The sequence below is a fragment of the Zongyangia sp. genome, assembly GCF_965361945.1.
The window spans coordinates 16705-27129 of the sequence record NZ_CBDTOK010000049.1 but is presented as its reverse complement, the minus strand read 5'-3'; the positions used below and the strand labels follow the sequence as shown (position 1 = coordinate 27129).

The following is a 10425-nucleotide window of genomic DNA, read 5'->3' as shown; positions in this document are numbered from 1 at the left end:
TCTCCATGAAGCTGCTGAAAGGCTACTTCTCTGAGACAGAATACCGGTACGAGAACCATGAGAATGACCTGACTGTGTCCCTATAATCATTAATCGTCCAATTGCTAGGAAAGTTGGATGGGTGCTGGGCCTTTTTTCGCTCTCTCATTTTATAAAAAGAGCAAGCTGACGGCATTTGCCTAGGCTCTGCCAGCTGCCAGCAGCGATCTCTCAAATTTCATGGGGGTAAATCTCATGCCATCGGCGATCTGCTCCCCACCCGTTTCCACAAAGCCCAATTGGCGGTAGATGGGTACGGCATAGGGGGAAGCATGCACCGTCAATGCCTTATGGGGACTATTGCCCAGGACATATTCCCACAGCTTTCTGCCAATGCCCTGCCTGTGATACTGGGCTTTCACAAAGAAGAGGCAGATATGCTTTCGGTTTTCGTTGGTGGCGATGACGCCTCGCAGCTCCTGTTTTTCGTAAGCCCCAAAAAACTCCAGGGATGCGATCATTTCCTCACTTTTCATAAAATCCCGAAAGGACTTTATCCCCTCCTCCGAATAATCAGGCGCTACAAACTGCAAAAAGACCTCCCAAACCAGGCCAAGGGCCTCGTCTAATTGCTCTTTTCCTATTTTTCTAACTTCCATATCCCACACCTCCGCATCAATCAAGTATGATAAAAATAGACGTTGCAGTACTGCAACGTCTATTTTTCGTGCTATAAAGGATAAGCCGGTTTTACTCTTCTTCCTGTGCCTTTGCTTTTTTCTTCTCACCGATGCTGAGCAGGAGGTTGAGAAGGATGCCGAAAATGGCTGCGCCTGCAATACAGGGAACCTGCAGGCCGAAGAACGGGATGTTGCCGCCGAAGGCGTAGTTCCCGCCGATGCCGATAATCATGATGGAAGCGATGACGGCAATGTTCTTGGAGGAGAACATGTCCACCTTCTTCTCAATCATAATGGCAATACCCTGGGCCGCGATGGCGCCGAATAGATAAATTTCCAACCCGCCGATGACTGCCAGAGGGATGCCATAGATCACCTGGATCAGCGGCGTAAAGAAGCTGACGATCATGGCGATAATCGACGCGGCAACGAGGACGGGGACGGAAAACACCTTCGTAATGGCCATGGTGCTGATATTTTCACCATAGTTGGTACCGGCGGGGCCGCCCACAACGCCGGAGATCATATCGCAGATACCGTCGCCAATCAGGTTGCGGTCCAGCATATCGATAAGGCTGTATTTCATCTTTTTGCCTTTTTTCCGGGCAACGTCATTGACATAGATATCCAGCTGATACATATGGGCCGTGGATTCGGGAATGGTGGCAATGGCGATGGGCATAATCGCCGCTACAGCACTCCAGGACACCTTGGGGAAGGAAAACGCGGGGACAGCGAAGATAGACCCGTCGCCCAAGCGCCAAACAGAGGCTTCCAGAGCCGCTGCCGGCACAGAGCGGAATAGGTTGGCCCAGTCGGCAGCGTAAGCTATGCCGGCCACCGCGCAGCCGGTCAGCACACCAAGCAGCAGGGGAAGCTGTCCAAGGAATCCCTTGAGATATTTGGAATAGAGGATTGTAGAGATCAGAGTAACCAGGGCGACAATAATCCACATGACACTCTCGCTGGTCACCTCTGTGACGTTGGGAATGGCGTCGCTCAAGGCGTTCCCCGCCAGGGTGAGGCCGATGATCATGGCAACCGGTCCGGTGATGGAGGCGGGCAGGATGGTCTCCACCACCTTCTTGCCGAAGAAGCGGACCAACAGGCCGGCCGCAATGGAGATAAGGCCGGAGAAGATGATGCCGAACTGGGCATACTGGATCGCTTCTGTAGGCAGAATACCGTCTACCTTCACAAAGCCTTCGGCCGCGCACATGCTGGCGATGGCGGTCAGGTAGGCGAAGCTGGAGCCATAATACAGCGGGATCTTCCTGCCGGTAATCAGAATAAAGCAGAGGGTGGCAAGGCCGCTGGCGAAAATGGTGGTGGATACCTGAAAGCCGGTGACAAGGGCAACCGTAACGGTGGCCGGGAACATGACAATGACCTGCTGTATGGCGTACAACAGCAGCTTTCCAAAGCTTGGCCGCTCTTCCGGCAGGTATCCCACAGCGTCCTGGTGTTGTTTCATTTACAACGCATCCTTTCCTGTTTGCTGCTGAGCGGCCCTTCATCTCAAGCCAGAGCAATGATGTCGTAAGTGCCGTTCTCAAAATAGTCTCAGTTATGTTTTAGTATAGTATATTTGTCCTAGACTTTCAATACTTCTTTCTGATTTCTAACTATCTGTTCCTTGCGCCATTTTTCATCAGGCTTTTTCCCCTTCCGCATTACACAGCCATAAAAAGCCCTGGGTAGTTTCCCTTTATGGCCGATAATCCCCCCAGTGAACACGCTGGCTTCAAAGGGGAAATTTTGCCGGCGCACGCGGGTCCCCATCCCCTGCCAGTGTTGTGCTGACCTTTTCTTTGTGTTAAAATATAATGTAAAAACCATGTAGGATGATCTTGTAAAAACATTTTTTATCTCTATATTTGACGCTACAACATCCCTTACATTCCCGCCGAGGACCAATTATTCTATATTGAGAATCAGGAGGGAGGCAAAGGACAGGAGGCCCGGGATGAACGAAGTTTTACGACAGGAAAAGAAGTTTGCTATCCATACGGTGGATAGTCTTTTGCTACAGAGTCGGCTAGGCGCCGTCATGCACGGCGACGCCCACAACGGCGCCCAGGGCTATCTTATCCGCTCCCTGTATTTCGACACCCCGGATGACCAGGATTTTCACGACAAGGCGGACGGCCTGGAACTGCGCAGGAAAATCCGGCTGCGCAGCTACAGCCCTCAAGCGGATTTCGCCATGCTGGAGATGAAACAAAAGGAGGGCCCCTATCAGCGCAAGCGTTCCCTTCGTCTTACCCGAGAGGATGCCCGGCGGCTGTGCCAGGGGGACTACCGTCCCCTGCAGAAATACAAAGATCCCTTTGCGGCGGAATGCTACGGATTGATGCACTGCCGGTGTTACCGGCCAAAAACGGTGGTGGAATACCGCCGGCAGGCCTATGTGGCCAAGGAAAACCGCATCCGCATTACATTTGACAGCCGGATTGTCGCTACCGAGTCCCGCTTTGAGCTGTTCGACCCTAAACTTCCCATGTATCCGGTGATGGATCCATTCAATTTGGTACTAGAGGTCAAGTATAACGGCTTCCTGCTCAGCTATATCAAGGACCTGCTAGATCAGGTGGAACGTTCAGAACTGTCCGTCAGTAAATACTGTCTAGCCCGAAGCGTTTCCCTTGGCAACCACGGATAACTTTCACAAGGAGGAGAAACATCAACCATGAGAGAATATCTATTACAACTATTGGAAACCAGCGGTGGCGAACTCTCCATTGGAGCCATTGTCCTGCGTCTTGCCTTTGCGGTGGTAATTGGAGGGTTTATCTTCCTATCTTATCGTCTATCCCACAGCGGGAGTATCTACAGCGTCAAATTCAATGTATCCCTTGTCACCCTGACTGTGGTGACCACCACCGTAATGATCGTCATCGGCAACAATATCGCTCTTTCTCTTGGCATGGTAGGCGCCCTGTCCATTGTCCGTTTCCGCACCGCAATCAAGGACTCCCGGGACACCGTCTACATCTTCTGGGCCATTGTGGTGGGAATCTGCTGCGGCTCTGGGGATTATCTAGTGGCCTCGGTGGGGAGCGCCTTTGTATTTTTGGTGCTGCTGTTCTTCGGGCGCATCCGAAACGACAACCGGGTGTTGCTGATTTTGCGGGCCGCCCGGGTCAACGAACCCACCGTCGAAGCGCTGATCTTCCAATACTTTAACCGCAAGGCCATCCTCCGCGCGAAAAACACGACGGATGAGAATGTGGAATTTATCTATGAGCTCAGCGGCAAGTATCTTGCCAAGGCGGAAAAGGCAGGAGGCAAGAGCATTACCGATGCGGTGTATGGGATCGGCGGCATCGAGTATTTCAATATTGTCATGCAAAACGATGAAATCAGCGGCTGATCTGCCAGCTAAAAAGGGGGCGTAGGGCATGAAATATCGGGTATTAGGGCTGTCTATGGCCATCATCATGATCCTAAGCGCATTGGCGGCTGCCGCCTTTGATCAGGAGACCGGTCCCGCCCGAGTTCATCAGCATCTAAGCGCCCGGCAGCCGGATGCGGGCTGCGATTGTAGCGGCAGCGAGTTATGCACCCACCTGCCCTTGGTCATTATCGACACTAGCGGCCAGCAAATCCCTGGTGAAATTACCGACCTTCATGATAGTTTCGGTGAGGTATATACCAGCCTAGCCGATGACGGCCGGGATGTGGTGGATGCGGAAGTATCCATCATCGACAATCAGGACCGGAACAACCACCCTTCCGACCCGGCGACAGTATCTACCATTTCCGAAATCCGGCTGCGGGGCCACTCCTCCCGCACCTTTGAAAAACGCTCCTACCGGCTCAATTTCGTGGACGAAGAGGGGCTGGATAACCCAGTCGCGGTTATGGGCATGGACGCTCACAGCGACTGGGCACTTTACGGCCCCTCTCTGGACAAGTCCCTGATCCGCAACTACATGTGGTACAACATTTCCGGTGAGATCATGGCGTGGGCTCCCAATGTCCGCTACTGCGAGCTGATCCTCAACGGGGAATATGAAGGGCTCTATCTGATGGTGGAGACAATCACCAACGGCAACGACTGCCGGCTGGATCTCAGCGATCAGGCATACGGCACCTCAGTCACCGGTTACCTGCTGCGGTCCGACCGCACCACCGACCCAGATCTGGGCAGTATCCGGGATGTCTATTCCTATCTTGAACGAATGACAACCATCGAAACTGATATCTCTATCCGATATCCCAAACGTTCCGCCCTGACCGAAGAGATCCGGGAAGGGATTGAGCTGGACTACGCCGCTTTTGAAAAGGCCCTATACTCCTATGACTATGACACTGGGAAATATGGCTATTGGAACTGGATCGACGAAGAAAACTTTATCGACTATTTCCTTATTAACGAATTTTCCATGAATTCGGACGCTGGAAAATACTCCACCTATATCTACAAGGATATGAGTGGGAAATACAAGCTGGCGGTGTGGGATTTCAACAACGCCTGCGACAATTATCAGGAAACCGAATTCGACCCTGACACCCTCATTATGTACGGCAAGCACTGGTACACCATGCTGTGCAAATCCCAGCGGTTTGTAGACCGTTTGCTGGAGCGGTACGAAGAGCTTCGGGACACCGTCTTCAGTGAAGAATATCTTATGAACTATATCGACGAAACCTTGGCTTATCTCGGCCCGGCAATAGAGCGCAACAATGAGAGATGGCATGAGGTCATGACCCAATGGGAGCCTTTGATCCCCACCTCCCGCAATCTGTATAGCCATGAGGAAGCGGTGAAACAGCTGAAGGGCTGGCTTTGCGACCGGGGCGACTGGCTGGACGACAACATCCACACCCTGCGGCAGTACTGCCACCCCTCCCGCAACAAGGCCTATAATCACTGAAAACCCAGAGGAGGCAGAGCCCATTGAAAAAGTTTATCATCTGCATCTGTGCGCTGATCCTGGTCATTTTTATGGGCTGGTACGCGTACTACAATCTGGGCTTTTATATTGACCTCAACCCCAATGCCCCGGTGAGCACCTTTATGACCACCGACGAGGAGTCCATCTATATGGTCCGGGACGGAGAGAGCGTCCCCTTTGAGATCCGCGGCGTGGATTTAGGGGTGGGCATTCCCGGGGAGTGGGCCACCGATTTCGCTATTGACAAAGAAACCTATCTGCGGTGGTTTGGGATGATCCAGGACCTGGGGGCCAACACCATCCGGGTGTACACCATCCTTCACGACGATTTTTACAACGCCTTTTACGAATACAACACCCAGCGGGAGGCGCAAGGGGAGGAACCTCTCTGGCTGCTTCATGGCGTTTGGGTGGATGATTATTCCCATAACTCCCATAAGGACGCCTATGACGACGGGCTGCTTCCCGAGCTCATCGAGGACTGCCAGACCATTGTGGATATCCTCCATGGGAACAAATTCCTTCTGGGCCGGGATGGGGACGGCTCCGGCTTCTACCGGCACGACGTATCCTCCTGGGTGCTGGGCTATATTCTGGGGGTGGAGTGGGAGTCAAGCCTTGTCACCTACACCAACCAAAATAACCCGGACAGGTGCAGTTACTCTGGAAAATATATGGTCACTACCGATGAGGCTACCCCTTTTGAAGCCATGTTGGCCCAGTTGGGAGATAGGCTCATCGCATATGAAAGCTCCCGCTATAAACAACAGCGTTTGGTGGCCTTCTCCAACTGGCCCACCACCGACCCCTTCCGCTATTCCCTCATCACCTCCAACTATCGTCATAAGGTGGCGGCCATCAATGTGGAACACATCCAGCCCACCGACAATTTCCTGTCGGGGTATTTCGCCTCCTACCATGTTTATGCCTATTTCCCCGATTATCTCCAGACCGAACGGGAGGCGGCCTCCTATTCCCCGGAGGAGCTGGACGACCTCTTTGGCGCCAACATGGCCAGGACCCTTGCGTACCGCCTTTCCCTGCTTGACGCGCCTCGGATCCAGGACTATCTCACCGAGGAGGACTACTACGACTCCCAGGGGCAGCTCAACACCTATTCCGCCTATCTCAAGGCCCTCAATCATTTCCACAACATACCGGTGGTCATCTCTGAATACGGCATTACTACCGGTAGAGGACGGGCGCAAACCGACGAAAACACCGGCCGGAGCCAGGGTTATGTCAACGAACAGGAACAGGGGCAGTACCTGATCGAATGCTATGAGGATATTATGGACGCCGGCAGCGCGGGAAGCTGCCTATTCTCCTGGCAGGATGAATGGTTTAAACGCACCTGGAACACCATGCACGCCGTAGATCTGGACAACACCCCCTATTGGAGCGACTATCAGACCAACGAGCAGTTTTTCGGCCTGCTGACCTTCGACCCAGGCGAGGAGGAAAGCGTCTGCTATGTGGACGGCAATCCCTCGGAATGGGCTGAGGAGGATGTGGTCCTTACGTCGGAGGATGGCAGCCTGTCCATGAAATATGACGAAAAGTTTCTCTATTTCTACGCTCGTCAAGAGGGCTTTGATCCTCAGGAGGATACCCTGTACATTCCCCTTGACATCACCCCCAAAACCGGCAGCACCTATTGCCAAAACTATGGCCTGACCTTTGAGCAGGCCTGCGATTTCATCATCAGCATTGACGGCGCCGACAACAGCCGGATTATGGTGCAGGAGCGGTATGAGGTCCTAAAAGCGGTCTATTGGGAGGCCTATTACATCGCCGACCCCTATATCAGCCCGCCGGAGAAGGACAGCCCCCGCTTTGTTTCCATCGACCTGGCCCTGAAGCTGACCGATCTCCTTCCCAAGCAGAATGTTGCCCAGCGGGTAGGCGAGGTCTACGAGACAGGCAAGCTCCGCTATGGCAATGCCAATCCGGAATCGGAGGACTTCGACTCCTTGGCCGACTACATGTTTACCGGTGACGGGGTGGAAATCCGCATCCCCTGGCAGCTGCTCAATTTCTCCAACCCATCGGAGATGATGATCCACGACGACTACTATGAGTGCTATGGAATTGAAAACCTCCAGATTGACCAAATGTATGTAGGATTGGCCACCGGTGAGGACAGGGAGTACCGTATTCCTATGAACGCTTTCTCCTTGGAGGGCTGGGGGAAAACGGTTACCAGCCATGAGCGACTGAAAGAATCCTATTATATCTTACAGGAGTATTGGGCCCGTCGGGACGGCTGATCTTTCCCTGGCCTGGAAAGGAGGTAAATGGTGTGAACATTGAATATTTATTATATGGGTACGGTTTAGTGTGTCTCAGCATGCTGGTATTTAACCTTGTTTACACCCTCCATCTTCGCACCGGAAACCACCGGCTGGAAAAACAGGTGGCGGCGCTTGCCAAACGGGTGGACGCCCAGCTTAATTATATCCGGCAGAACCAGCCTGTTCAGGAGCGACATCTGATCTGGATGCGCCGACGTCTCTCCCGGGTTCATTGGCTGCTGGCATTCGACCGGCTTTGGGAGGACTATGACAAGGGCAACACGACATTTTTGGAGTATACAATACAGTTCCAGCCCGTATTTTTATACCTGTCCACCGTCTACTTGAAACGAGAGGAAACCCAGGCGGCTTATTATTGCTATTTCCTCTCCCGGCACTGGAATCAGCGTCACCGGCAGATGGATCAGATTCAGCAGGTTATCCTATCCTATCTGCAAAAAAACAGCCTATACTGCCGGATCAACGCCCTCAAGGCCCTCTGCGCCTTCGGAAGCCCGGAATCCCTAGTGTCCGCCCTGTTGGAACTGAGGAAGGGTACGGAATCCCCTCTCCACGAAAAGGTGATCACCGAGGCACTTCTCACCTACACGGGAAATTGTGACGATCTAATTGGCCGGCTCTGGGTTAGATTCGACCAGTTTACCCTCCATATCCAGCGCTCTATTCTCGATTACATCCGCTTTCAAAGTGGGAACTATGGACCGCAGCTGCTACAAATTCTTCAGGATCCCCAGCAGAATAAGGAACTGCGCTTCGCGGCCATCCGCTACTTTGGGCGGTATCCTGACCCTGGGGCGAAAGAAACCCTGCTGGCAATGATTGCCGACCAGGACCCGGCCCACTGGGAGTTTGCCGCCATCAGCGCTTCCTCTCTGGCAGGGTATCCCGGCCAGGAAGTTGTGGACGGGCTGCTGCATGCCATGAACAGCCCTAACTGGTATGTGCGTTACAACGCTTCCGCCAGTCTGGAGGCTCATGGCCTAGACTATGAGCAGCTACTGCAGGTCATAGCGGGAGAGGACCGGTATGCCCGGGAGATGCTGGTATACCGCCTGGAAACCAGGCGACTGGAGAAAACTCCGTTGGAATGGGAAGCGGAAGGAAACGAGCAAAAAGAAAAGGTGGCTGCTGCTTTATGAGGGATTTTATACAGATATTTCTCCTTTGCGTAGAGGGCTTTTTCATCCTCTACATGCTGGGATATGCCAGCTTCCTTTTTCTGTCGGTCACGGTGGGCTCCTCCGACCTATATGCCGCTAAACGGCGCAATCTCCTGAAAAACGAGCTATCCAACGACTACTATGTCCCCGTTTCCGTCATTGTGCCCGCCCACAACGAGGCGGTGACCATTGAAGCCACCGTCCGCTCATTGTTGGCGCTGGACTATAAACTCTATGAGATTATTGTGGTAGACGATGGATCCACCGATGAAACCGCCCAGGTGATGAAGGACGCCTTTCACATGTGGAGTGTTGATCGTCCCATCCAGCGCAGGATTCCCTGTCAGCCAGAGGAAAAAATCTATGAGACCAGGGCCTGGAAGGTGCCTATTACCCTGGTGCGGAAGAAAAACGGCGGGAAGGCAGACGCCCTGAATATGGGCATCAATGTCTCCAATTATCCATATTTTCTTTGTATAGACGCGGATTCTGTCCTCCAGCATGATTCCCTGGAAAAGATTGTGCGGCCGGTCCTGGAGGATCCCGATGTGGTAGCCGTAGGCGGCGCGGTGCGTCCCTGCAACGGCGCCGAAATTGAGAGCGGCCGGGTGGTGCGCTACCGGATGCCCCGAAAGCTGCTGGCCTGTATGCAGGTCCTGGAGTATGACCGCTCCTTTTTGGCCTCCCGCATCCTCTTCGATAAATTTAATGGCAATATCATCATCTCCGGTGCCTTCGGCCTATTTCTCAAAAGCGTAGTCATCGCCGCCGGCGGCTACGACAACACTAGTATGGGGGAAGATATGGAGCTGGTGGTCAAGCTGCATGTCTTCTGCCGGGAGAGTGGACGCCGCTACCGCATTCGCTATGCTACCGACGCCATCTGCTGGACCCAGGTGCCGGAAAGGCTGGGAGACCTGTGCAGACAGCGGCGCCGTTGGCATATTGGGTTGTTCCAGAGCATGATGAAACATCGCAACATTATGGCCAACCCCAAATATGGGGCGGTCAGCTTTATCTCTTACCTCTATTTCTTGTTGTATGAACTCTTTTCCCCCTATATTGAGGTCTTTGGCCTGCTGACCACCCTGCTGGCCTTTGCTGTGGATTTGATAAATGTGCCCTTTATGCTCCTCTTTTTCGGCATCTATGTGGCCTATTCCGCCATCTTCTCTCTCACGGCCTTTTGGGCCAGGGTCCACACCATTGACCTGCGCCTGTATCCCTCCGACCTTCTCAAGGCGGTGGGGCTGTGTGTCATCGAGGTATCCTGCCTGCGGTTTATTCTGGCCTGGGTGCGGATGATTGCTCTCATCGGTTATCGGAAAAAGAAGGCTACCTGGGGTCAGATCCAACGCCAGGAAATCAAATTCAAATAAACGGAGGTCAA

9 protein-coding genes are annotated in these 10425 nt (G+C 53.1%); 6 read left to right on the top strand and 3 right to left on the bottom strand.

Annotation, left to right across the window (positions count from 1 at the left end; all coding sequences use genetic code 11):
- Positions 1–179: 179 nt before the first annotated feature.
- From ACZ25G_RS03230 to ACZ25G_RS03220, 3 genes are all read right to left on the bottom strand, one after another.
- Positions 180–638: a GNAT family N-acetyltransferase gene (locus ACZ25G_RS03230; RefSeq protein ID WP_463681522.1), complete on the bottom strand. Its 459-nt coding sequence runs from the start codon at positions 636–638 to the stop codon at positions 180–182.
- 91 nt (positions 639–729) lie between these two features.
- Positions 730–2133 (bottom strand): uracil-xanthine permease family protein, encoded by a 1404-nt coding sequence (locus ACZ25G_RS03225; protein WP_463681521.1) that lies wholly within the window; start codon positions 2131–2133, stop codon positions 730–732.
- A gap of 119 nt (positions 2134–2252) precedes the next feature.
- Complete coding sequence (locus ACZ25G_RS03220) at positions 2253–2498, bottom strand: hypothetical protein (protein WP_463681520.1); 246 nt, start codon at positions 2496–2498, stop codon at positions 2253–2255.
- Between the two features lie 127 nt (positions 2499–2625).
- Here ACZ25G_RS03220 and ACZ25G_RS03215 point away from each other — a divergent pair, with 127 nt between their 5' ends.
- The 6 genes from ACZ25G_RS03215 to ACZ25G_RS03190 are packed head-to-tail and all read left to right on the top strand — an operon-like array spanning position 2626 to position 10414.
- Positions 2626–3321, top strand: coding sequence for a polyphosphate polymerase domain-containing protein (locus ACZ25G_RS03215; RefSeq protein WP_463681519.1), 696 nt, complete (start codon positions 2626–2628; stop codon positions 3319–3321).
- Positions 3322–3348: 27 nt separating this feature from the next.
- Positions 3349–4032, top strand: coding sequence for a DUF4956 domain-containing protein (locus tag ACZ25G_RS03210; protein ID WP_463681518.1), 684 nt, complete (start codon positions 3349–3351; stop codon positions 4030–4032).
- Between the two features lie 28 nt (positions 4033–4060).
- Positions 4061–5539: a CotH kinase family protein gene (locus tag ACZ25G_RS03205; RefSeq protein ID WP_463681517.1), complete on the top strand. Its 1479-nt coding sequence runs from the start codon at positions 4061–4063 to the stop codon at positions 5537–5539.
- Positions 5540–5562: 23 nt separating this feature from the next.
- A complete protein-coding gene (locus tag ACZ25G_RS03200) occupies positions 5563–7830 on the top strand; it encodes a hypothetical protein (protein WP_463681516.1) in 2268 nt (755 codons plus the stop codon).
- 32 nt (positions 7831–7862) lie between these two features.
- Positions 7863–9014, top strand: a complete 1152-nt coding sequence (locus ACZ25G_RS03195; protein WP_463681515.1) for a HEAT repeat domain-containing protein — start codon at positions 7863–7865, stop codon at positions 9012–9014.
- Positions 9011–10414 carry a glycosyltransferase family 2 protein gene (locus ACZ25G_RS03190; RefSeq protein ID WP_463681514.1) on the top strand — a complete coding sequence of 468 codons (1404 nt, stop codon included), beginning with the start codon at positions 9011–9013 and terminating at the stop codon, positions 10412–10414. The genes ACZ25G_RS03195 and ACZ25G_RS03190 overlap by 4 nt, the downstream gene beginning before the upstream one ends.
- Positions 10415–10425 lie beyond the last annotated feature (11 nt).

Bases quoted from the DNA above. Each gene is read 5' to 3' on its own strand.
- ACZ25G_RS03190 (WP_463681514.1), top strand. From the start codon at position 9,011: ATGAGGGATTTTATACAGATATTTCTCCTTTGCGTAGAGGGCTTTTTC.
- ACZ25G_RS03225 (WP_463681521.1), bottom strand. From the start codon at position 2,133: ATGAAACAACACCAGGACGCTGTGGGATACCTGCCGGAAGAGCGGCCA.
- ACZ25G_RS03220 (WP_463681520.1), bottom strand. From the start codon at position 2,498: ATGGTTTTTACATTATATTTTAACACAAAGAAAAGGTCAGCACAACAC.
- ACZ25G_RS03215 (WP_463681519.1), top strand. From the start codon at position 2,626: ATGAACGAAGTTTTACGACAGGAAAAGAAGTTTGCTATCCATACGGTG.
- ACZ25G_RS03230 (WP_463681522.1), bottom strand. From the start codon at position 638: ATGGAAGTTAGAAAAATAGGAAAAGAGCAATTAGACGAGGCCCTTGGC.
- ACZ25G_RS03205 (WP_463681517.1), top strand. From the start codon at position 4,061: ATGAAATATCGGGTATTAGGGCTGTCTATGGCCATCATCATGATCCTA.
- ACZ25G_RS03210 (WP_463681518.1), top strand. From the start codon at position 3,349: ATGAGAGAATATCTATTACAACTATTGGAAACCAGCGGTGGCGAACTC.